Below are 22,080 nucleotides of genomic sequence, written 5' to 3' on the forward strand. Positions count from 1 at the left end.
GTGCTGGACGTGTGTACAAACCGGAATTGATACGGATTTCGTGACCTTCGTCATGCTCGTGTCTCGTTCAGCGGGAGGACCCAGTCGGCGAACGCCACGGCAACTGTGCGCGCGGTTCACCCCAACCGGGGTGAACCGCGCGCACAGGCAGCGAAGCTGCTACTACCCGACCAGCTTGGCCTTCAGCTTGCCGATGGTGGCGGGGCTCAGCCCCAGCCCCTCGGTCAGGTACTTGTCCATCGAGCCGTAAGTCGTCGCGACCTGGTCGAGTCCGGCCTGCAGGAAGCTCTGCTCGACGGTGACCAGCGGCAGGAAGTTGACGTAGGCGTCGCCGAACGCGCGCTTGAGGCCCTCGGTGTTCTTGGCGATCGAGTCCTTGGCGTACTCGTTGGTCAGCAGGTAGTCGTCCATGATGGTCTGGTTGGACACTCCGGCGATACTGAGCAGGACCGCAGAGGCCCAGCCGGTACGGTCCTTGCCTGCCGTGCAGTGGAAGACCTGGCCGCCGTCGGTGGTCGCCAGATCGGTGAGCAACTCGCGGAACTTCGCCTTCTCGACGTCGCCGGTCGCGAAGGACCGGTTCATGTCCTGCATCATCTTTCGCGCGTCGTCGGGCGACTTGATCTTGCCGAGCATCGCGTTGATGTTCCCGGACAGGATGGGGATGCGCTTGTAGGTGACGCCGGAGGGCAGGACGTCCTGCTTCTGGGCGACCTCGTCGTCGGTGCGCAGGTCGTACACCGTCGAGAGCTTCAGACCGGCGAGGGTTGCCATGTCGGCCTCGTTGGGCACGATCGCGTTGGCGCGGTAGAAGACGCCCTTGTTCACGTGGGTCCAGCCGGCGGCGTACCCGGCGCCGGTGCCGGCGACGTCACGGAAGTTGTCGATGCTGGCGAGGCGGGGCGCGTCTGCCGCGGGAGCCGAGCTGCCGAGGCCGGCGGATCCGGCGTCGAGCAGTGCGGTGACGGCGGGCGGGTTCGAGGGCTCGGCCTGCGCGAGGGCGCCGCCGACGCCCGAGAGCAGCGCCGCGCCGCTGACCACGAGTGCGCACGCGAAAGTGGAACCGTGTCGAGACATGAAGGACCTTCCGATCGGATGAGGGGCTTCGTGGACGTGGAACGAAGCCACGGTCGCCCGGCGAGGCCTCGAGGCGCGCCGGTCCCTCCCGCTCAGCGGTCAGGATTCGGTACTCGCGGGCATTCGCCGGTCCGATTGCCTCAGGCGACCACCCGTACCGGTAGGCTGGGGCGGCTTGTGGCCGTACCCGTCGCGTGAAGGGCAGAGAAGAGCCGAGATGAAACTGTTCCTGGACATCCTGCTGGTGATCACCAGCGTGCTGCTGATCGTGTTCGTGCTGTTGCACCGCGGTAAGGGCGGCGGCCTGTCCAGCCTGTTCGGCGGCGGCGTGCAGTCGAGCCTGTCCGGCTCCACTGTGGTCGAGAAGAACCTCGACCGCCTGACCCTGTTCACCGCCGCGGTCTGGCTGATCGCGATCCTCGGCATCGGCCTCGAGATCAAGTTCAGCTGACGGTGGCCGATCTGATCCGGTCGGCCGTCCTGCCCGACGCCGGGGCCGCACTGATCGATGCCCCGGAGTTCGCGACTCTCGCGACGATCGAGCCGTCCGGACAGCCGCAGTTGTCGGTGATCTGGGTGCAGCGCGACGGTGGCGACGTGCTGTTCTCGACCGTGCAGGGCAGGCGCAAGGCAGCCAACCTCGAACGCGACCCCCGGGCCACCCTGCTGGTGTACCCGGCGTCGCGACCGTACAGCTACCTCGAGGTGCGCGGCACGGTCACGTTCACCGAGGACCCGGACGGTTCGCTGATCCACGCCCTCGCGACGAAGTACACCGGCGCCCAGCGCTGGGAGTTCGACGCGCCCGGCACGCCGCGCGTGATCGGCAGGCTGACCCCCGACGCGGTGGTGTTCAAGGCCTGACGTTCGCGCTGCGGCGCGGCGTCCGCGCCCCGATACTGGGGCGATGACGACCTCGCAGCCCAGCCTCGACGCGTCCCGTGCGGCCACCGAGCCGCTGCGTGAGGACATCCGGTTGCTCGGTGGCATCCTCGGACAGACCGTCCGCGAGCAGGCCGGCGGCGACGTGTTCGACCTGGTCGAACGCGCTCGAGTCGAGTCCTTCCGGGTGCGGCGTTCCGAGGTGGATCGCGCGGAGCTCGCTGCGATGTTCGCCGATGTCCCCGTGGACCAGGCGATCCCGGTGATCCGCGCGTTCAGCCACTTCGCGCTGCTCGCGAACCTCGCCGAGGACCTGCACCGGGAACGTCGGCGCGCCCTCCATGTCCGCGCGGGGGAGCCGCCGCAGGACAGCAGCCTCGCCGCCACGTACGCGAAACTCGATGCCGCGCAGCTCGATTCGTCCGTGATGGCACGCGCGTTGGCCGGGGCGCAGGTGGTCCCGGTGATCACCGCGCATCCCACCGAGACCCGACGCCGCACCGTGTTCGAGACGCAGAACCGGATCACCGACCTGATGCGGTACCGGGACCGCACCGAACTCGACGCCGCCGAGACCGCCGAGGTGGAGCACGCGCTGCGCAGGCAGATCCTCACGCTGTGGCAGACCGCGTTGATCCGATTGTCCCGCCTGCGGATTCAGGACGAGATCGAGGTCGGGCTGCGGTACTACGACGCGGCGCTGTTCGAGGTGGTGCCGCGGATCAACGCCGCGCTGCGCCGGGAGCTGCGGCGGCGCTGGCCGGACGCCCATCTGCTGCCGGAACCGATGTTGCGCACCGGATCCTGGATCGGCGGCGACCGGGACGGCAACCCGAACGTCACCGCCGACGTCGTACACCGCGCCACCCACCGCGCCGCGGCGACCGCACTCGACCGGCACCTGCACGACGTCGAAACGCTGGAACAGGAACTGGCGATGTCGGCGCGCCTGGTCACGGTGTCGGCCGACCTGGATTCGCTCGCCGCGTCCTCCGGCGACAATGCGCCGTCCCGGGCCGACGAACCCTACCGGCGGGCGCTGCGCGGCATGCGGGCCAGGCTGACGGAGACCGCGATCGTGATCCTCGGCGCCGACCTCGCCCGCACCTCCTCGGCCGCGCTCGCCGACTCCGGTCTCGCGCCGTACGGCGGTCCGGCCGAGCTGCTCGCGGATCTGGCCGTCGTGGACGCCTCGCTGCGTGGACACGGCGACGACCTGATCGCCGACGACCGGCTGGCGACCGTCCGGGAATCGGTGGAGGCCTTCGGTTTCCATCTCGCGGGTCTCGACCTGCGGCAGAACTCCGAGGTGCACGAAGAGGTCATCGCTGAACTGTTCGCCTGGGCGGGGGTGCACCGGGACTACTCCTCGCTCGACGAGCCGCGGCGGGTGGCGCTGCTTGCGGCCGAACTGCGTACCCGGCGCCCGCTGACCCGACCCGGTGCGGTCTTCGGGGAACGGACCACCTCGGAACTGGCGATTCTCGCGGCGGCCGCCGACGCGGCCGCGACCCTCGGTCAGGGCGCGATCCCGAACTGCATCATCAGTATGTGTACTTCCGTCAGCGACATGCTCGAGGCCGCGGTGCTGCTCAAGGAGGTCGGACTGCTGGCGCCCGGCGACCCGGATCGACACGGCCCGAACGTCGTGCCGCTGTTCGAGACGATCGAGGACCTGCGCGGGGGAGCGGCGACACTGCGGGCGGCGCTTGCGGTGCCCGAGTACCGGGCGCTGGTCGACGCCCGCGGTGGTCTGCAGGAGGTGATGCTCGGCTACTCCGACTCGAACAAGGACGGCGGCTACCTGGCCGCCAACTGGGCGCTCTACCGTGCCGAACTCGAGCTGGTCGACGCCGCGCACGACACCGGAATCCGGTTGCGGCTCTTCCACGGTCGCGGCGGAACCGTCGGCCGTGGTGGCGGTCCCAGCTACGAGGCGATCCTGGCGCAGCCGCCCGGCGCGGTGTCCGGGTCGTTGCGGATCACCGAACAGGGTGAGGTGATCGCCGCGAAGTACGCGCAGCCGCCGATCGCGCACCGCAATCTCGAGACGCTGCTCGCGGCGACCCTCGAGTCGACCTTGCTCGACGTCGAGGGACTCGGCCCGGGCGCGGACGCCGCGTACGCGTTGCTCGACGACCTGGCCGAACGTGCCCGGGTCGCGTACGGCGAACTGGTCCACGAGACACCGGGTTTCGTGGAGTACTTCACCACCTCGACGCCGGTCGCGGAGATCGGCGACCTCAACATCGGTTCGCGTCCCACCTCCCGCAAGCCCACCCGCTCGATCGGCGACCTCCGAGCGATCCCGTGGGTGCTGTCGTGGAGCCAGTCGCGGGTGATGTTGCCCGGGTGGTACGGCAGCGGCACAGCGTTCGAATCGTGGGTGGGTGGCGACGCGCAGCGGCTGGCCCGGCTGACCGACCTGTACGAGCGGTGGCCGTTCTTCCGGACCGTGCTCTCGAACATGGCGATGGTGATGGCCAAGTCCGACATGGGACTTGCGGCCCGGTACGCCGAACTGGTCCCCGACACCGAACTGCGCGAACGGGTGTTCGGCATGATCACCGCCGAACACGCGCGCACGGTCGCGATGTACGAGGCGATCACCGGTAACGACTCGCTCACCGCCGACAACCCGGCACTGGAACGGTCGGTCTACAACCGCTTCCCGTATCTGGAACCGCTCAACCACCTGCAGGTGGAGTTGCTGCGCCGATACCGCGCCGGCGACGACAGCGACCTCGTCCGCCGCGGCATCCAGCTCACCATGAACGGGCTCGCGACCGCACTGCGCAACAGCGGCTAGCGTCGAACGCGGAACCGGATCGGCGGTGTGCGCGTCCAACTCACCAACAGCCGACAACCGGAAGGAGTCCCGCGATGACGCAGTGCACGGGTACGCAGGACTGGCGCGGCGGGGTGCGCCCACTGGCGCACACACGGGCGACACCCCGCGCCCACGCGTTGCTGCACGGCCGACGAGCGGGCCGGCCGGGGCCGCTGCCGGGTCCCCGGCCGCCCGTGCCGCGCGAGAAGAACCCGCACGCCGCGGGCGAGGGGCAGGAGCCGGACTGAGGTGTCAGGCCGTCGGCAGGTCCGCGGCGGCGGCCCGGTCGACGAACCAGACGGTCGACTCGGCGCCCAGCGCACCCGCGGCGGGAATGTCGTTGGGGTCGGCGCCCGCGACGGCCGCGGCGACGGCCTCCGCCTTGTCCGCGCCCGCCACGAGCAGCCACACCCGGCGCGCCCGCCGCACCGCGGGGAGGGTGAGGGTGACCCGCTCGGACGGGGGCTTGGGGGAGTCGGTGACGCCGACGACGAATCGCTTCGTCTCCTGCACGGCCTCGGTGTCCGGGAAAAGCGAATTGACGTGTCCCTCACCGCCCATGCCCAGCAGGTGTACGTCGAAGTCCGGGATCGGTCCGCCGTCCGCATGCGCGGCGAGCAGGTGCTCGTAGGCATGCGCGGCGGCGTCGGGGTCGCCCGCGTAGAGCCCGTCGCCGTACGGCATCGGATGCAGCCGCGCCGGATCGACCGGCACGTGGTCGAGCAGCGCCTCGTGTGCCTGAATCTCGTTGCGGTCCTTGTGGCCTGCGGGAAGGAACCGCTCGTCGCCCCAGAACACGTCGAGCATCGCCCAGTCGATTGCGCCCGGGTTCTCGCGGAGCTTGCGCAGCAGGCCGATCCCGTTGCCGCCTCCGGTGAGCACGATCGAGGCCGACCCGCGCTCCGCCTGCGCGCCGACGATCACCTCGACGAGTTCGGCGGCAGCTGCGGAAGTGAGGGCGTCGGCATCGTCGTAGGTCTGCACACGCACGTCAGTCATGGACACACATCATTCGTAGATGACGCGCGAAAGTCCAGCGAGTGCGGCGCGATATATTTCGTCGGGATCGAGCCGTCGCAGGTCCTCGGCCAGACAGTCGCGAGTCTCGCGGCGCGCCAACGACACCAACGCGTCCGGCATACCGGATCGGCTCAGTGTCGCGGTCTTGCCGGTCTGCGGCCTGCTCAACGACACCGAACCGGTCTCCCGTTCGAGGTCCACCTTCAAGATGCCGACGCGGCGACGCACCGGACCGTCGATCCGGCTGGCGAGCCAGCCCGCGATGAGGTCGACAGCGGGTTCCTCGGCCAGCCCCGACACCGTTGCCGAGAGCAGCCGTTCGTGCGGTGGCTGGTCCAGCGCGGAGGTGAGCAGGGCCCGCCACGGCGTGATCCGGCTCCACGCCAGGTCGGTGTCGCCCGCGGTGTACGAGTCGAGCCGCGACTTGATGGTGGCGCCCGGGTCCGGTGCGCCGGTGGCGTCGGTGATCCGCCGGATCGCCAACTGCCCCAACGGGTCACGCGCCGGCACCGGCGGGGCTTCGCCCGGCCACCAGGCCACCACCGGGGTGTCGGGCAGCAGGAAGGGGATCACCACGCTGCTCTCGTGTCCGGCCAGTTCGCCGAACAGCCGCAGCACCACCACCTCGGAGGCACCGGCGTCGCCGCCGACCCGGATCTGCGCGTCGAGGCGCGAGTCGCCGGCGCGATCGCCGCGGGTGACGACGATGACGCGGCAGGGGTGCTCGCGGCTGGCCTCGTTCGCGGCGTCGATGACCGACTCCGAGTTCGCGCCGTCCGCGCTGACCACCAGGGTCAGCACGCGGCCGAGGGTGACAGCGCCGCCGGTCTCACGGAGTTCGACGAGCTTCTTGTTGACGGTCTCGGTGGTGGTCTCGGGGAGGTCGATGATCACTGGAGGGTCTCCACATTCGTCACGGCCTTCTCCATTCACGTCCGGTGCGGCGCAGCATCTCCTGTGCGGACGGCGGACCCCAGGTGCCCGCCTCGTACGGTTCGGGACGGCCGCCCGCCGCCCAGTGCTCGAGTACCGGGTCCAGGATCTTCCAGGACAGTTCGACTTCCGCGTTCACCGGGAACAGGGACGGTTCGCCGAGGAGCATGTCCAGGATCAGGCGCTCGTACGCCTCGGGGGAGGACTCGGTGAACGCCTGCCCGTAGCTGAAGTCCATGTTGACGTCCCGGACCTCCATCGACGACCCGGGCACCTTCGACCCGAACCTCATGGTGACGCCCTCGTCCGGCTGCACCCGGATCACCAGGGCGTTCTGTCCCAGCTCCTCGGTCATGGTCGCGTCGAACGGCAGGTGCGGCGCCCGCTTGAACACGACTGCGATCTCGGTGACCCTGCGGCCCAGACGCTTTCCGGTGCGCAGGTAGAACGGCACGCCGGCCCAGCGGCGGGTGTTCACTTCCAGCGTGATCGCTGCGAAGGTCTCGGTGGTCGAGTCGGCGGCGAAACCCTCCTCGTCGAGGAGCCCGACCACCTGGCGGCCGCCCTGCCAGCCGCCCGCGTACTGGCCGCGGGCGGTGGTCTCGTCGAGCGGCTCGGCGAGCCGGGTCGCGGAGAGCACCTTGATCTTCTCCGCCTGCAGCTCGGACGGCTCGAAGCTGACCGGCTCCTCCATGGCGGTGAACGCGAGCAGCTGCAGCAGGTGGTTCTGGATGACGTCGCGGGCCGCACCGATGCCGTCGTAGTAGCCGGCGCGACCGCCGAGGCCGATGTCCTCGGCCATGGTGATCTGGACGTGGTCCACGTAGTGCGCGTTCCAGATCGGGTCGAACAGCTGGTTCGCGAAGCGCAGCGCCAGGATGTTCTGCACCGTCTCCTTGCCGAGGTAGTGGTCGATGCGGAACACCGAGTCCTCGGGGAAGACGGTGTTGACCACCTCGTTGAGTTCCTTGGCGCTGTCGAGGTCGTGGCCGAACGGCTTCTCGATGACCACGCGGCGCCACTGGTCGGCGGTCTGCTTGGCCAGCCCGGACTTCGAGAGCTGTTCGCACACCGTCGGGAACGCGGCCGGCGGGATCGCCAGGTAGAAGGCGTGATTGCCGCCGGTGCCGCGCTCCTCGTCGAGCGCGGCGAGCGTCGAGGTCAGTTCGGCGAAGGCGGCGTCGTCGTCGAAGCTGCCCTGCACGAACCGCAAGCCCTCGGCGAGCCGGTCCCACACGTCCTCACGGAACGGTGTGCGGGAGTGCCGTTTCACGGCGTCGTGCACGACCTGCCCGAAATCCTCGGTCGCCCAGTCCCTTCGGGCGAACCCGACCAGCGCGAAACCCGGTGGCAGCAAGCCGCGGTTGGCCAGGTCGTAGACCGCGGGCATCAGTTTCTTGCGCGCCAGGTCACCGGTGACCCCGAAGATCACCAGTGAGCACGGGCCCGCGATGCGGGGCAGTCTCTTGTCCCTCTCGTCTCGCAGCGGATTGACCCACTGCGGCGCGGCGCCCGTGCTCGCCATCGATCAGCCCTGGTGTGACACGGCCGTGAGCTGGCCGGAGATCGCCTCCAGCAGCTCGTTCCAGGACGCTTCGAACTTGTCCACGCCCTCCGTCTCGAGCTTGTCGAACACCTCCGGCAGTGACACCCCGACCGCGGTGAGCGCGTCGAAGACCTGCTGCGAGGCGGCCGCGGTGCCGGAGATGGTGTCGCCGGCGATGGTGCCGTGGTCGGCGACCGCGTCCATCGTCTTCTCCGGCATGGTGTTGACGGTGTTCGCTGCGACCAGCTCTGTCACGTAGAGCGTGTCGGGGTAGTCGGGGTTCTTGACGCCCGTCGACGCCCACAGCGGGCGCTGCACGCGGGCGCCGGCGGGCGCCAGTGCGGCGAACCGGGCACCGCCCTCGAACACCTCCTGGTACGCGGCGTAGGCCAGGCGCGCGTTGGCCAGACCGGCCTTGCCGCGCAGGGCCAGCGCCTCGTCGGAGCCGACGGCCTCGAGCCGGGCGTCGATCTCGGTGTCCACGCGGGAGACGAAGAAGGACGCGACGGAGTGGATCGTCGACAGGTCGTGCCCGGCGGCGGCCGCGGCTTCGAGACCCGCGAGGTAGGCGTCGATGACGGCCTTGTGCCGCTCGACCGAGAAGATCAGCGTCACGTTGACGCTGATGCCCTCGGCGATCACCCGGGTGATCGCGGGCAGGCCCGCGAGGGTGCCCGGGATCTTGATCAGCAGGTTGGGGCGGTCGACGATCTTCCAGAGTTCGATCGCCTGCGCGACGGTGTCGTCGGTGTCGTGCGCGAGCCGCGGGTCGACCTCGATCGAGACGCGGCCGTCGACGCCGTCGGTGGCCTCGTACTGCGGGGCCAGCAGGTCGCACGCGTTGCGGACGTCGTCGGTGGTCAGTGCGCGGACGGTGTCGTGGACGTCCGCTCCGCGCCCGGCGAGCTCGGCCAGCTGGCCGGCGTACTCGGCGCCCTTGAGTGCGGCCTGGAAGATCGACGGGTTGGTGGTGACCCCGACGACGCTCTTCTCGCGGACGAGCTCGGCCAGGTTGCCGGACTCGAGGCGGCTGCGGGACAGGTCGTCGAGCCACACCGAGACCCCGGCCGCGGACAGTGCGGCGAGGTTCTGATTCTGTGCCATCTGCGTCATCCGTTCACTCGGGCGAGGGTGCGATGTGCGGCCGCGGTGACGGCCTCGGCGGTGAAGCCGAACTCGCGGAACAGGGTCTTGTGGTCGGCGGAGGCGCCGAAGTGCTCGATCGACACGGCTTCACCGGCATCGCCGATGATCCGGTACCACGGCATCGCGATGCCGGCCTCGACCGAGACGCGGGCGCGGACCGCGGGCGGCAGCACCTCGTCGCGGTAGGCCTGGTCCTGCTGCTCGAACCAGTCGAGGCAGGGCACCGAGACGACCCGCGTGCCGATGCCCTCGGCCTCGAGTGCCTCGCGGGCCGCGGTCGCCAGGTGCAGCTCGGAGCCGCTGGCCAGCAGGATCACCTGCGGGGTGCCGGTGGACGCCTCGGCCAGGACGTACGCGCCGCGGGCGACACCGTCGACGGCCTTGTCCTTGGTTCCCTCGAGGACCGGGATGTCCTGACGGGTCAGTGCGAGTGCGGTCGGCCCGGTCTTGTTCTCCAGGGCGTTCTTCCAGGCGTGGGCGGTCTCGTTGGCGTCGCCCGGCCGGACCACGGCCAGGTTCGGGATCGCACGCAGTGCGGCCAGGTGCTCGATCGGCTGGTGCGTCGGGCCGTCCTCGCCGAGGCCGATGGAATCGTGCGTCCACACGTAGATGGCGGGCGTCTGCATCAGCGCGGCCAGTCGGACGGCCGGCCGCATGTAGTCGCTGAACACCATGAAGGTGCCGCCGTACGGGCGGGTCGGTCCGTGCAGCGCGATGCCGTTGAGGATCGAGCCCATCGCGTGCTCGCGAATGCCGAAGTGCAGCGTCCGGCCGTACGGCTGGGCCGTCCAGTCCTTCGTCGAGATCGACGGCGGGCCGAAGGAATCCGAGCCGTCGATGGTGGTGTTGTTGCTGCCCGCGAGATCGGCCGAGCCGCCCCACAGCTCGGGCAGGATCGGGCCGAGCGCGTTGAGCACCTTCGCCGACGCCTTGCGCGTCGCGGCGCCCTTGGCGTCCGGCTCCCAGGTCGGCAGCGTGTCGGTCCAGCCGGCCGGGAACTCGCCGGCGTGCAGGCGGTCGAAGAGGGCCTTGCGCTCCGGCTCGCGGGCGGCCCACGACTCGAAGCCGGCCTCCCACTGCTGACGGGCGGCCGCGCCGCGGGTCAGGGCCTCACGGGCGTGCGCCAGCACGGCCGGGTCCACGTCGAACGACTTCTCGGGATCGAAGCCGAGCGCCTTCTTCACGCCTGCGACCTCGTCGGCGCCCAGCGCCGCGCCGTGCACGTCGCCGGTGTTCATCTTGGTGGGGGCCGGGTAGCCGATGATGGTGCGCAGGATGATGATCGACGGCTTGTCGGTCACAGACTTGGCGTGTGCGACGGCGTCGAGGATCGCGGAGACGTTCTCGCCGCCCTCGACCCGCTGCACGTCCCAGCCGTACGCCTCGTACCGCTTGGCGACGTCCTCGCCGAACGCGATCGCGGTGTCGTGCTCGATGGAGATCTCGTTGTCGTCGTAGAAGACGATCAGGTTGCCCAGCTGCTGCACGCCCGCGATGGACGAGGCCTCGGAGGTGACGCCCTCCTGGAGGTCGCCGTCGGAGGCGATGACGTAGATGTCGTGGTCGAACGGGCTGTCACCGGCCGTGGCGTCGGGGTCGAACAGACCGCGCTCGCGGCGCGCCGCCATCGCCATGCCGACCGCGGAGGCCAGGCCCTGGCCGAGCGGCCCGGTGGTCATCTCCACGCCGACCGTGTGGCCGTACTCGGGGTGTCCGGGAGTCAGCGAGCCCCAGGTGCGCAGCGCCTCGATGTCGGCGAGCTCGAGGCCGTAGCCCGACAAGTACAGCTGCAGGTACAGGGTGAGGCTGCTGTGCCCACAGGACAGCACGAAGCGGTCGCGACCGACCCACTTGGCGTCCGACGGGTCGTGGCGCAGGATGCGCTGGAAGAGCGTGTAGGCGAGGGGAGCGAGGCTCATCGCGGTGCCGGGGTGGCCGTTGCCCACCTTCTGCACGGCGTCGGCCGCGAGGACACGGACGGTGTCGACGGCCTTGGTGTCCAGCTCCGACCAGTCGGAGGGGTGCACCGGCTGGGTGAGGACGCGGATCTCGTCTGTGATCGACACGAGCAGAAGTCTCCTGACATAGGTGAACGGCGACACATAGGTGAGGCGGCGCGATAAGCCCAAGCGTAGTTCCGTCACAACAGTAGTGCCCGAGTGCATCGCGGTCGATCAGGCTCGGTCGACCCCTGCAGTTCGGTTCTCGGCGCGCCGCCGTCTACCATCGGGTGTAGTAGTGCTCGGGTCTGACCGTCGTGTGGACCGCCGGAGCTGGTTGTCGTTCGCGCGGTTCGGTGCAGATTGAGGGCAGGAGAAATGGTGCGGATAGTGGAGCGTGGCGGACACGGTCTCGCTGGAGCCCCCAGCCCCACCCCCCCGAGCGGGTCCGACACGCTCTTGGGGCGGGCGCTCGGAAAGGTTCTCGCCTACCTGGCGTTGACCAAGCCGCGGGTGATCGAGCTGCTGCTGGTCGCGACCATCCCGGCGATGCTGCTCGCGGACCGCGGCACCATCGACTTCCCGCTCGTCCTGGCCACCCTGTTCGGTGGCTGGATGGGCGCCGCCAGCGCGAACACCCTCAACTGCGTCGTCGACGCGGACATCGACAAGGTGATGAAGCGCACCGCCCGGCGGCCGCTGGCCCGGATGGCCGTGCCGACCTCGCACGCGCTGATCTTCGGCCTGGTCCTCGGCGTGGGTTCGTTCGCCTGGTTGTGGTGGGCCGCGAACCTGCTCGCCGGCCTGCTGGTGGTCGCGACGATCGCCTTCTACGTTCTCGTCTACACGATGGTGCTCAAGCGCCGGACCTGGCAGAACGTCATCTGGGGCGGCGCGGCCGGCTGCATGCCCGTGCTCGTCGGCTGGGCCGCGGTCACCGGGACCCTGAGCTGGGAACCCGTCGTGCTGTTCCTGGTCATCTTCTTCTGGACGCCGCCGCACACGTGGGCCCTGGCCATGCGGTACAAGGAGGACTACAAGGCCGCGGGCGTGCCGATGCTGCCGGTGATCGCGACCGAGGAACGCGTCACCAAGCAGATCGTCGTCTACACCTGGCTGACCGTGCTCGCGACGCTCGCGCTGGTCCCGGCCGCGGGCGTGGTGTACGCCGCGATCGCGCTCGTCGCGGGAGCCTGGTTCCTGCTGATGGCGCACCAGCTGTACGCGGGTGTGCGCCGCGGTGAGTCGGTCAAGCCGCTGCGGCTGTTCCTGCAGTCGAACAACTACCTCGCGGTGGTGTTCCTCGGCCTCGCCGTCGACTCCGTGCTCGGCATGAGCACCATCGGGTCCTTCTTCAGCTGATCGCCCGTTTGCCTGTGCGCGGTCGGTGCCCTGAGCGGCGCTTGTCCGGAACCCAGTAGCCATGCAGGAAGACGAGCACGGTGGCGGTCGAGCCGGTGAGACTGGCGACGTCCGAGGGTGTGAAGGAGTGCGGGAACACCGAGACGACAACGGTCCAGACGATCGTGGCTACAGCGCCTGCCGTCGACGACCACGTGACCTTCGGCGAGATCGGGCGTCGGGTACGTCGCTTCGACTTCGCCGGCCGAACGGACTCGATTGCCACCATGATTGTTCCCCGCCTTGGTTGTCGAGCGGCCGAATGCTGCTCGGGTGGGAAATACTCTGGTCGACGTCTGTCTGCTGATCCAGCACCCCGAGGGGCGGTCGCAGCCGACCGCAGGGTGCGCGCTCGACACCCTGGGTGCGACCCGGCGACCGCTACGGGATCAGCACGATCGAGCCGGTCGTCGCGCGTCCCTGCAGGTCCCGGTGCGCCTGCGCGGCCTGCTCGAGCGGGTACTGCGCCCCGACCCTGATCTGCAGCGAACCGTCCGCGACGGCAGCGAACACCGCGCCCGACCGCCACAGCAGCTCGTCGCGGTCGCGGGTGTAGTGCGCGAGCGTCGGCCGCGTCAGGAACAGTGACCCGCCCGCGTTGAGGCGCTGCGGGTCGAACGGCGGTACCGGACCGCTCGCCGCACCGAACAGAGCGAGCGTGCCGCGGATGCGCAGCGACGCCAGGCTGGCCTCGAACGTGGACGCGCCGACGCCGTCGTACACGGCCGCCACGCCCTCGCCGTCGGTCAGCGCGCGCGCCTGGTCGGCGAGGTCGTCGCCGTAGCGCAGTATCTCCGCGGCTCCCGCCGCCCGCGACAGCTGCTCCTTCTCGTCGGTGGACACCGTCGTGATCACACGCACTCCGCGTGCGGCCGCGAGTTGGGTGAGCACCAGTCCGACCCCGCCCGCCCCGGCGTGCACGAGCACGGTGTCGCCGGGCTGCGCCGGGTACACCGAGTTGAGGAGGTAGTGCGCGGTCATGCCCTGCAGGAGCGTCGACGCAGCCACCGGACCGGAGACCCCGTCGGGGACGGGGACGGCCTTGGCGGCGGGGACCACGACCAGTTCGGCGTAGCTGCCGGGTGCGTCCGACCATGCCACCCGATCGCCGACCGTCAGATCGGACACCTGCGAGCCGACCGCCTCGACAACTCCGGCGCCCTCGCTGCCCGCGACGTACGGCAGCTCCACCGCGTAGGCGCCGGTGCGGAAGTAGGTGTCGATGAAGTTGACTCCGACGGCCTCGGTGCGGACCAGGACGTCGTGGTCGCCGGGGAGGGGGTCGGGCAGCTGGGCGACCTGCAGGACGTCGGGGCCGCCGAACTCGGTCACGGTGATTGCGCGCATGACCCTATTTCTACTCTCCCGTATTCTGTGGACCATGACTGTCGAGACCCAGGATTCCGGCGCGGCCGCCCCGGCTGCCGCGCTGCCGTCGCACATCGTCGCTTCGGTGCGCAAGTTCGTTGCCGAGCACGGCGATTCGGCGACCGCCGTCATCCAGCCGGTCGGCTACGCCGGCGTCCGGATCACCCTGGTCGGTGCGGACGGTGTCCTCGGTGACGAGGTCGTCGCCGACCTGGCCACCGCCAACGCCGTGGTCGCCGCGGTGGACAACGTCACCGTCGGGGAGTGGGAGCGCTCGGTCACCAGCATCGTGACCCCGCGCGTCGGGCACTGGCGCAAGATGGCCGGCTGGGTAGCGGGCCAGACGAGGTTCCCGAAGGCCCGCAACGGGCTCGGCTGACATCCGCCACGTAGACGACGTCGGGGCGGCTCACCACAGCGGTGAGCCGCCCCGACGTGTAGCGGTCAGCCGACGAGTTGCTTGAGCACCGCCAGGTTCGCCGCCATGCCCTTCCGCCACACCGACATCCGGTGGTCGAGTATGTTGGCCTCCTGGGCCGGGTGCTGATCGATGAAATCGGTGAGCGGGGACCGCCCGGTGCCGACCTTCGCCCATTGCCGGACGAGCGTGCCGTCACCGTCGGCGTCGACCTCGAAGCCCCACAGGGAGAACGGCGCCTCCGAGGTGCCCACCTGCCACACCCAGCGGCGGCCGTCCTCGACCTCGACGATCTCGGGTTCGGTGTGCCATTCACCCATCTGCTCACTGGCGTTGTAGCCGCGGAACCGGGCGCCCAGGGCGACCCCGGTGGCCCCGTCCAGCCACTCGGCCCGCTGCAGTTCGCCGTCGGCGCGGGTGGGCAGCTCGATGTCGGTGACCAGCGCCCAGGCGCGCTCCGGGCTGCAGGCCAGACGTTCGGTGACCTCGACGGTCGGGGTGTCGCGCAGACGCATGACGGCTCCTTCGGTGTTCAGTCGACGCTGACGCCCGCGGTCGCGGGCGTGACGGCAGTGGGTGCGGGTTCGCGGACCCGCCCGGCGGCGTAGAGCGCTGCGGTCGCGGCCGTGCAGGCGCCCGCGAGGGCGACGTGCACCGTGACCAGTGCGGCGGGGACATGGGTCCAGAACTGGACCAGCCCGACACAGGCCTGCGCGACGACGAGCGCGACCACGACCTTCAGTCGCAGCGTCACCGCGGCCCGCACACCGACCGCGTACAGGCCGAAGCCCAGACCGATCAGCAGTGCCAGGTACGCGACGAGCAGTTCGGCGTGCAGGTGGACCAGGTTCGTGATGTCGAGGTCGAGGCGTGCGACGGTGCGTTCCGGGTTCTTGTCGCCCGCGTGCGGGCCCGCGCCGGTCACCATGGTGCCTGCGACGAGCGTGCCCGCCATCGCGACGCCGGAGAGTGCGGTGAGCCAGCGCAGCTGCTTGGGCACCGTGATGGTCTCGACGCCGTCGTCGGGCTGGTCGATCTTGTGGAAGAGCACCACCGACAGCCACACCATCGCCATGGACACCAGCAGGTGCAGGGCAACCGTCCACCACAGCAGGCCGGTGAGCACCGTGATCCCGCCGAGGACCGCCTGCGCGACCGTCGACAGCGGCATCAGCCAGGCGTACGCGAGCACCTCGCGGCGTCGCCCCGCCCGGGTGACCGCGAGGACGACCGCGGCCGCGGTGGCGATGACGAGGAACGTGAGCATGCGGTTGCCGAACTCGATGCTCTGGTGGAACCAGGGCGCGGTCGACGACGACGTCGGGATGAAGCTGCCGGGATAGCACTGCGGCCAGGTGGTGCAGCCGAGGCCGGACGCGGTCACCCGGACCACCGCCCCGGTGACGGCGATGCCGCCCTGGGACAGGATCACCGCGAAGGCGATCCACTTCTGCACCGCCGACGAGGGGAGCGGTAGACGGTTGACCAGGCTCACAAACCCGCGATACAGCACGCCCCCGATGGTAGAGCCTCCTCAACTACACGCTGTCGTTGGGCGGTGCGCTCAGCTGCCGGAGCTGCCGGAGCTGCCTGCACTGCCCGTGCCACCGCCGGCCCGGACCCGCAGCATCCCGGTGATGGTGCCCTGCAGGTAGTCGCCCTTGGCGGTGATCAGCGCCGACATCTGGAGCGTGTCGTTCGCGGTGGTGCCGGGCAGTCCGGTCTTCTTCAGCACCGCACCGGTGGCCGGGTCGATCGCCGCGAACGAGTAGCCGTCCAGCGGCGAGGTGGTCGCGGCACCCTCACGCAGCACCGTGTACAGGTGTCCGTCCGCGGTCGACAGGTGCGGCACCGCCGAGCTGCGCAACGTGTTGTCCCACACCTGGTGGCAGCCGGCGCCGTCGAGGTCGACGCGGGTCATGCCGCCGGTGAACGGTGCCGATTCGGGCACCGCGGGACCGGCGCCCGCCGGGACGGTCGGGTAGGGATAGCCGTAGGTGCTCGCGACGAACACGGAGTTGCCGACGCCGATCGGGGAGTTCTCGCTGCCCGGACCGCCGGAGGTGAGGACAGGGATCTTGCAGACTTCCTGGCCGGTGTCGGTGCGGCGCACGAGCAGGTTCACCCGGGTGTCCGCATTGTCGACCATCGCGACGTATTCGTATCCGGTGGTCGGACCGAAGTACGTGGGCGTGGACCCGGTGCCCCAGCTGAGCTGTCCGGGCTTGCGGGCGGACCCGCGATCGTAGGTCTGTCGCCAGTCCACCTTCGGGGTGCCGTCCGCGGCGAGGCTCAGCTGGTACAGCGCATGGGTGGTCGCGACCGAGACTCCGGCGGGGGAACTGGAGATGCTGTTCTGCACCTGCTCGCCCTGCGGGACCTGCACGGTCCGGGCGGTGCCTGCCGCGTCGACCGAGCCGATCACGCCGCCGCCGGTGGCGAACCAGACGTTGCCCTGCCAGTCGGGAACCAGCCCGGTCACCGCATCTCCGGCCGGAACCGCGCCGGTGAGATCGACCGTCGAATCGATGAACAGACTGTTGCCGGTGTGACCGATCCGCTGCAGCTTGCGGTTTCCGTCGACCGCCACCAGGCGGTTGTGGTTGTCCAGGAATGCGTACACGCCGCCGAGCAGGCTGCCCTTGGCGAGTTCGAGCTTGGCGATCGATCCGCCGGTGGGGACGGCGGGCGCAGCGGGGTCGATCAGGTAGACGGTCGGGTTCTGGCCGAGGACCGAGGTGCACAGCGCGACGACGAGTCCGTCCGAGCCCTGCAGCGCCGTGGGGCAGGCGGCGAGCAGTGGGTACGAGGTGACGGAGACCGCACCTGCTCCGGGGCCGGCCAGCCGTGTGGCGTCCGAGGAACCGGCGTCGCCGTGCATGGTCGAGGTGCCGTCGGGACCCAGGTACGGGTTCGGTGCGGCGAGTGGGCCCCACGTCGGTTGCGCGGTCGCGCTCCCGGTCCCGAGGGCGAACGAGAGGGCGACAGCGGAGACGGCGGCTAGCGCGCGCAACGGTGTTTTCGGCACGACGTGCATGATGCCGCCTCACTATCTGGTGTGGGGTGAAAACCCGTATGTGAGTTCAAAAGACAAGGGTTTCGAAAGACAGGGGTTCGGCTCAGGTGAACTTGAACAGCCGCGTCGCCAGCCAGCCCGCGACCGAACCCCACAGCGCCAGCACGACGATCGCGAACACGTCCACCGAACCGGACACGGCGTGGTCGAGTGCCTCGGCGAGGGCGCCGGACGGGACCACGCGTGCGGCGGTGTGCAGGGGTCCGGGGATCGAGTCCGCGGACGCGAAGACGACCGAGCCGATGCCGGCCATCACGAACCACAGCACGTTGGCGAGGGCGAGCACGATCTCCGCGCGCAGGGACCCGCCGAGCAGCAGTCCGAGCGCGGCGAAGGTCGCGGTGCCGAGCGCGATCACGACCGCGCCGAGCAGCAGTCCCGCCGGGTCCGGTCGCCAGCCGAGCGCGAAACCGATGGCGCCCAGGACGATCGACTGCAACGCGACGACGATCACCACGGCGGCGCTCTTGCCCGCGATGATGCCCCAGCGGGGCAGTGGGGTCGCGCCGAGCCGCTTGAGGGCGCCGTAGCGCCGGTCGAACCCGACCGCGATGGCCTGCCCGGTGAACGCGGTCGACATGATCGCGACCATCATCACGGCGGGAACCACCTTGTCCACCCGCGGGTCGCCGAGATCGCCGACCGGCAGCAGGGACAGCCCGATCAGCAGGGTGATCGGGATGAACAGGGTCAGCAGCAACTGCTCGCCGTTGCGGAGCAGCAGGGTGAGTTCGAGCTTGGTCTGCGCGGCGAGCATCGCCAGCGGCGCATTGGGTTTCGGGTCGGGGGTGAAGGTCCCCGGCTCGAAGCGGTTGTCCGCGAGGCGGTCCTGGTAGGTCATGCTCAACCTCTCAACTCCTTGCCGGTGAGGTCGAGGAAGACGTCCTCGAGGCGGCGCTGGTCCACGCGCAGTTCGGTGGCCAGCACGGCCTGTTCCGCGCACCACGTGGTCACCGCGACGAGCACGGCGGGATCGATGTCGCCCTCGACGACGTACTTGCCCGGAGACGGTTCGCTGGGCGTGAAGCCGTCGGGTAGGGCGGCGGCCAGTCCGGCCAGGTCGAGGTGTTCGGGCGCGGTGAACTGCAGTTGGCCGGCGGCGCCGTGGCGGGTCAGCTCGCTCGGTGTGCCCTCCGCGACGATCCGGCCGTGGTCGATGATCACGAGTCGGTCGGCGAGGGCTTCGGCCTCGTCCATCAGGTGGGTCGTCAGCAGGACCGCGACGCCGTCGCGGCGCAGTGCCTCGATCAGTTCCCACACCATCAGCCGCGCCTGCGCGTCGAGCCCGGCGGTCGGCTCGTCGAGGAAGACCAGTTCGGGGCGCCCGACCAGTGCGCAGGCCAGGGCCAGCCGCTGCTGTTGCCCACCGGACAGCCTGCGGTACGGGGTCCGCGCGGCGTCGGTGAGTCCGAGGGTGCGCAGCAGCCAGTCGGGGTCGAGCGGTCGGGCGGAGTACGCGGCGACCAGGTCGAGCATCTCGCGGGCCTTCGAACCGGGGTAGGCGCCGCCGCCCTGCAGCATCACGCCGATCCGGGAGCGCACCTCGCCGGAGTCGGCGATCGGGTCGAGTCCGAACACCCGCACGGTGCCGGCGTCGGGGCGCAGGAACCCCTCGCACATCTCCACCGTGGTGGTCTTGCCTGCGCCGTTGGGGCCGAGAAGTGCCAGCACCTGGCCGCGTTCGAGGGACAGGTCCAAGCCGTCGACGGCGGTGACGTCACCGTAGGTCTTCACCACGCCGTCGAGGCGGAGAACGGGGTGCGTCGTGGTCGACGCCGAGGAGCTCACGGGGTCTCAGCGTAGGCGGCGGTGGTTCGCGGCCCGGCCGACGCCCCACCGTCGGACCGCCACGGCAGCCGGTTGCGGGTGACGAAGATGAGCGAACCGCAGACGAGAACGGTGACGATCGCGGCCTGCACGATGACGAACGGCTGGTACTCGCCGCCGTTCGGCATGACCATCAGGCTGACCACCGACGAGAACGCGATCGCCGGGATGCGGAACGAGGGCCGAGTCGCCCACGCGGCCAGTGGGATGACCGCCCACAGCAGGTACCAGGGCTGCACCACCGGGAACAGCAGGACCAGCACGCCGAGCGAGACGCCGAGCGCCCCGACCGGGTGGATCCGCCCGACCAGAACCGCGATCAGCATCCGCAGCGCGACGAACGCAGCGGCGAGCGAGGCGATCGGCCGGGTCAGGCTGAGCACTGCGGTGGTGTGGTCACCGAGGCCGAGAAACACCCCGGCGAGCCCGGTCCCGAGGCCCAGCAGTGTCGGCAGCGACATCCAGCTGCGCACCTCGTTGGCGGTGCCGAGGGTGCCGGGACTGAGCCAGCCGAATCCGAGTCCACTGGCCAGGCTGACGGCGAGCACGACCACCGAGGTCACGGCGAGCAGCAGGGCCGCCGCGGCGGCGACCGAACGAGCTCGGCCGCCCCAGCGTCTGGCGAGTGCCATGCCGAGGAATCCGAGCGCGAGCAGCGAGGGGATCTTCACCGACCCGGACAGCGCGATCAGTGCCACCCCGGACAGCAGGTTCAGCAGCGATCTGCCGCGGATCGGGTCGGCGCTCTCGACGGCACGCAGCGCGACTTCCATGCCCGCGAGCATCAGGCCGAGCATCAGCGCCTCGTTGTGGATGCCCGCGACCAGGTGGAACAGCAGCAGTGGGTTGGCGGCGCCGAGCCAGAGTGCGGTCACGCTGGCGACTCCGCAGCGCTTCGCCAGTCGTGGCAGCGCCCACACGATCAGGGCGACGCCGACCAGCGCGAGCAGTCGGTGCAGGAAGATGCCCGCGACGATGTTCTCCCCGGTCACAGCGGAAATGCCCTTGCCGATCCACAGGAACAGCGGGCCGTACGGGGCTGGGGTGTCGCGCCAGATGTTCGGCACGGTGCGGGTCAGTACGTGGTCGACGCCGAGCGCACCGGCGGGCCCGATCGCGTACGGGTCGAGCCCGCGGGCGGCGATCTCGCTCTGCGCGAGATAGGAGTAGACGTCCTTGCTGAACATCGGCGGGGCAACCGTGAGCGGAATCACCCACAGCAACAGGGTGCGGTCCATCTGGGACCGGGTCAGGCGCCGGATCGCGGTGCCCTCGCGGAAGTTGCCGATGGCGAACCGGCCCAGCAGCAGCCACGCCAGCACCACCATCGCGCTGCCGGTCAGGGTGATGGTCATCGCGACGCTCGGCATTCGCGCGGGCAGGCCGAGGATGCGCAGGCCCTGCACCGGGTTCTGCAGTACCGGTTGCGCGCCGGCGCCGAGCGCGCCGAGTGCCATGAGCAGGGCGCCTGTCGCGCCGAAGCGTCGGACGCCGCGCAGCTGGGCGGTCTCGCGCGGGTTGAGGCCGGGGGCTTCGGGTTCGTCGCCGTGCAGGCTGGACACCGCGAATCCGTGCTTGCGGCCGTCGATGCCGAGGGCGCGGCGCGCGAGCGTCAGTGCGCGACCGCGGAGGTCGTGGGGAGGATGGGTGCCGGGACCGGCGCCTGGGGTGTCACCGGCGTCCGGTGCGTCGTCGGTCTTCGGCACAGGGTGAAGAGTAGCGGTGTAATGCAGGGCACCCTTGGTGGACCAGGGTCGATAATTCCGTCACACTGGTGTTGTGAAAACGGCACCGACTCGCGACGCGCGGAGTGAAGGCGCAGGTAGTGCGCCTGTTTCCGGCGCGCGTGGTGCTGTGCCCACGCCCAGTGCGATGAGCCACGACGGCCACACGCGTGCGGCCGTCGTGCAGTTGCTGCTCGAGCAGGGTCCCATCACCGCCACCGAGATCGGTACCAACCTCGGCCTGAGCGCCGCCGGTGTGCGCCGTCATCTCGAGGCGCTCATCGACACCGGTGAGGCGCGTTCGACCACCTCCGCGAGCTGGCAGCAGAAGGGTCGCGGTCGGCCCGCCAAGCAGTTCCAGCTGACCGCCGCCGGACGGTCGCGGCTCGGGCACTCCTACGACGACCTGGCGGGAGCCGCGATGCGGCAGCTCCGTGAGGTCGGCGGCGAGGCCGCGATCGTCGAGTTCGCTCGGCGCCGCGTCCAGACCATCGTCGCGGACATCGACCCTGCGGCCGGGCACGACGTCGTCGAGGTCGAGGAGACCGCCGAGGCCATCGCCGACGCGTTCACCACCGCCGGGTTCGCCGCGACCACCCGGCCGGTCGGCAACGGCGTGCAGATCTGCCAGCACCACTGCCCGGTCTCGCATGTGGCCTCCGAGTTCCCGGAGCTGTGCGAGGCGGAGACGCAGGCGTTCGCCGAACTGCTCGGCACGCACGTGCAGCGCCTGGCGACCATCGCGAACGGGGACTGCGCGTGCACCACGCACGTCCCGCTCGTCCCACCGGCCGCCAAGCACCAGGAAGCGACCTGACCGCAACGCAGATCCCGCCCGACACTCTCGAAACGTCACATTCCATCGGTGCCCAGCCCGCACCGGTACGCAACA

At 70.2% G+C, this 22,080-nt stretch carries 21 protein-coding genes; 7 read left to right on the forward strand and 14 right to left on the reverse strand.

Features of this window, described 5'->3' with window-relative positions; all coding sequences use genetic code 11:
- Window positions 1-162 precede the first annotated feature (162 nt).
- On the reverse strand, window positions 163-1,077 hold the full coding sequence (locus FK531_RS18260) for a tyrosine-protein phosphatase (RefSeq protein WP_142101842.1): 915 nt from the start codon (window positions 1,075-1,077) through the stop codon (window positions 163-165).
- A gap of 217 nt (window positions 1,078-1,294) precedes the next feature.
- On the opposite strand from FK531_RS18260, the gene secG reads away from it, so the two are divergent.
- The 4 genes from secG (at window position 1,295) to FK531_RS18280 (ending at window position 5,037) form a co-directional block, all read left to right on the forward strand.
- Window positions 1,295-1,528, forward strand: coding sequence for a preprotein translocase subunit SecG (gene secG / locus FK531_RS18265; RefSeq protein ID WP_142101844.1), 234 nt, complete (start codon window positions 1,295-1,297; stop codon window positions 1,526-1,528).
- Between the two features lie 2 nt (window positions 1,529-1,530).
- Window positions 1,531-1,941 carry a PPOX class F420-dependent oxidoreductase gene (locus FK531_RS18270; protein WP_142101846.1) on the forward strand — a complete coding sequence of 137 codons (411 nt, stop codon included), beginning with the start codon at window positions 1,531-1,533 and terminating at the stop codon, window positions 1,939-1,941.
- Window positions 1,942-1,984: 43 nt separating this feature from the next.
- A complete protein-coding gene (gene ppc, locus FK531_RS18275; protein ID WP_142101848.1) occupies window positions 1,985-4,768 on the forward strand; it encodes a phosphoenolpyruvate carboxylase in 2,784 nt (927 codons plus the stop codon).
- 74 nt (window positions 4,769-4,842) lie between these two features.
- The gene (locus FK531_RS18280; RefSeq protein ID WP_142101850.1) at window positions 4,843-5,037 is read left to right on the forward strand and encodes a hypothetical protein; all 195 of its coding nucleotides are present in this window, start codon (window positions 4,843-4,845) and stop codon (window positions 5,035-5,037) included.
- Window positions 5,038-5,041: 4 nt separating this feature from the next.
- Here the strand turns inward: FK531_RS18280 and pgl are convergent, their stop codons facing one another.
- From pgl to tkt, 5 genes are read right to left on the reverse strand one after another with little or no spacing between them, the layout of a single operon-like run.
- Window positions 5,042-5,788 (reverse strand): 6-phosphogluconolactonase, encoded by a 747-nt coding sequence (gene pgl / locus FK531_RS18285; RefSeq protein ID WP_142101852.1) that lies wholly within the window; start codon window positions 5,786-5,788, stop codon window positions 5,042-5,044.
- Window positions 5,789-5,797: 9 nt separating this feature from the next.
- Window positions 5,798-6,703 carry a glucose-6-phosphate dehydrogenase assembly protein OpcA gene (gene opcA, locus FK531_RS18290; RefSeq protein ID WP_142101854.1) on the reverse strand — a complete coding sequence of 302 codons (906 nt, stop codon included), beginning with the start codon at window positions 6,701-6,703 and terminating at the stop codon, window positions 5,798-5,800.
- Between the two features lie 19 nt (window positions 6,704-6,722).
- Window positions 6,723-8,267 carry a glucose-6-phosphate dehydrogenase gene (gene zwf / locus FK531_RS18295; RefSeq protein ID WP_142101856.1) on the reverse strand — a complete coding sequence of 515 codons (1,545 nt, stop codon included), beginning with the start codon at window positions 8,265-8,267 and terminating at the stop codon, window positions 6,723-6,725.
- Window positions 8,268-8,270: 3 nt separating this feature from the next.
- On the reverse strand, window positions 8,271-9,392 hold the full coding sequence (gene tal, locus FK531_RS18300) for a transaldolase (RefSeq protein WP_142101858.1): 1,122 nt from the start codon (window positions 9,390-9,392) through the stop codon (window positions 8,271-8,273).
- Between the two features lie 5 nt (window positions 9,393-9,397).
- A complete protein-coding gene (gene tkt, locus FK531_RS18305; protein ID WP_142101860.1) occupies window positions 9,398-11,500 on the reverse strand; it encodes a transketolase in 2,103 nt (700 codons plus the stop codon).
- A 252-nt stretch (window positions 11,501-11,752) separates the two neighbouring features.
- Here tkt and FK531_RS18310 point away from each other — a divergent pair, with 252 nt between their 5' ends.
- Window positions 11,753-12,736, forward strand: a complete 984-nt coding sequence (locus FK531_RS18310) for a heme o synthase (protein ID WP_142101862.1) — start codon at window positions 11,753-11,755, stop codon at window positions 12,734-12,736.
- Here FK531_RS18310 and FK531_RS18315 read toward each other — a convergent pair.
- A complete protein-coding gene (locus FK531_RS18315; protein WP_142101864.1) occupies window positions 12,729-13,004 on the reverse strand; it encodes a hypothetical protein in 276 nt (91 codons plus the stop codon). The two genes, FK531_RS18310 and FK531_RS18315, sit on opposite strands and share 8 nt — an antisense overlap.
- Before the next feature lie 152 nt (window positions 13,005-13,156).
- Window positions 13,157-14,122, reverse strand: a complete 966-nt coding sequence (locus tag FK531_RS18320) for a quinone oxidoreductase family protein (RefSeq protein WP_142101866.1) — start codon at window positions 14,120-14,122, stop codon at window positions 13,157-13,159.
- Between the two features lie 34 nt (window positions 14,123-14,156).
- On the opposite strand from FK531_RS18320, the gene FK531_RS18325 reads away from it, so the two are divergent.
- Window positions 14,157-14,522: a hypothetical protein gene (locus tag FK531_RS18325; protein ID WP_142101868.1), complete on the forward strand. Its 366-nt coding sequence runs from the start codon at window positions 14,157-14,159 to the stop codon at window positions 14,520-14,522.
- Window positions 14,523-14,587: 65 nt separating this feature from the next.
- Here the strand turns inward: FK531_RS18325 and FK531_RS18330 are convergent, their stop codons facing one another.
- The 6 genes from FK531_RS18330 to mptB all read right to left on the reverse strand — a co-directional run bounded on the left by FK531_RS18330 (window position 14,588) and on the right by mptB (window position 21,080).
- A complete protein-coding gene (locus tag FK531_RS18330; RefSeq protein ID WP_142101870.1) occupies window positions 14,588-15,076 on the reverse strand; it encodes an SRPBCC family protein in 489 nt (162 codons plus the stop codon).
- 17 nt (window positions 15,077-15,093) lie between these two features.
- Complete coding sequence (locus tag FK531_RS18335) at window positions 15,094-16,074, reverse strand: COX15/CtaA family protein (RefSeq protein ID WP_142101872.1); 981 nt, start codon at window positions 16,072-16,074, stop codon at window positions 15,094-15,096.
- A gap of 51 nt (window positions 16,075-16,125) precedes the next feature.
- Window positions 16,126-17,598 (reverse strand): hypothetical protein, encoded by a 1,473-nt coding sequence (locus FK531_RS18340; protein ID WP_435531065.1) that lies wholly within the window; start codon window positions 17,596-17,598, stop codon window positions 16,126-16,128.
- Between the two features lie 82 nt (window positions 17,599-17,680).
- Window positions 17,681-18,478, reverse strand: a complete 798-nt coding sequence (locus FK531_RS18345; RefSeq protein ID WP_142101874.1) for an ABC transporter permease — start codon at window positions 18,476-18,478, stop codon at window positions 17,681-17,683.
- Between the two features lie 2 nt (window positions 18,479-18,480).
- A complete protein-coding gene (locus FK531_RS18350) occupies window positions 18,481-19,425 on the reverse strand; it encodes an ABC transporter ATP-binding protein (protein WP_142101876.1) in 945 nt (314 codons plus the stop codon).
- The gene (gene mptB / locus FK531_RS18355) at window positions 19,422-21,080 is read right to left on the reverse strand and encodes a polyprenol phosphomannose-dependent alpha 1,6 mannosyltransferase MptB (protein WP_142102002.1); all 1,659 of its coding nucleotides are present in this window, start codon (window positions 21,078-21,080) and stop codon (window positions 19,422-19,424) included. The genes FK531_RS18350 and mptB overlap by 4 nt, the downstream gene beginning before the upstream one ends.
- Before the next feature lie 256 nt (window positions 21,081-21,336).
- Between mptB and FK531_RS18360 the strand changes: the two genes are divergently transcribed.
- On the forward strand, window positions 21,337-22,005 hold the full coding sequence (locus tag FK531_RS18360; RefSeq protein ID WP_181763021.1) for a helix-turn-helix transcriptional regulator: 669 nt from the start codon (window positions 21,337-21,339) through the stop codon (window positions 22,003-22,005).
- Window positions 22,006-22,080 lie beyond the last annotated feature (75 nt).

This window comes from Rhodococcus spelaei, assembly GCF_006704125.1.
Classification (GTDB): domain Bacteria; phylum Actinomycetota; class Actinomycetes; order Mycobacteriales; family Mycobacteriaceae; genus Rhodococcus_G; species Rhodococcus_G spelaei.